Origin of the sequence: Zoogloea sp. LCSB751 (assembly GCF_002028455.1) — a bacterium.
In the GTDB taxonomy this organism is placed as follows: Bacteria; Pseudomonadota; Gammaproteobacteria; order Burkholderiales; family Rhodocyclaceae; genus Zoogloea.
In genome coordinates this window covers 1-280 of sequence record NZ_MWUM01000141.1, presented here as the reverse complement: position 1 = coordinate 280, position 280 = coordinate 1, and the positions used below count along the sequence as shown (strand labels likewise).

At 48.9% G+C, this 280-nt stretch carries 1 protein-coding gene; it reads left to right on the top strand.

The window, feature by feature from the left end; translation table 11 throughout:
• Positions 1-236 (top strand): hypothetical protein (locus B4920_RS26105; RefSeq protein WP_216820045.1); only part of this gene is annotated, 236 nt, incomplete at its 5' end.
• Positions 237-280: the final 44 nt, after the last annotated feature.

The window sequence follows — 280 nt, the reverse complement described above, 5'->3', positions numbered from 1 at the left end:
ACCACCAAGTGAGTTTTGCACTCTTTGGCTACTTCCACCGTGAAGATTATCGAGGACTTAAACCGCCGCAGGATGCCAATGGTGCCAGCGGTGAACCCTTCGAATATTATTTGCTGCTCGATGATGACGAAAGCCGCGCAGTAGAAGTTGAAGTGTATGAGGGTGGCAATACCGATGTGGTACTGACCTTATACCGCCCCTTGTCGGACATTCGCGACTACTGGCCAGGTCAGTAAAATTTGGCAAAAGATAAAGTGCGTGACTCGCACTTTATCGCTTA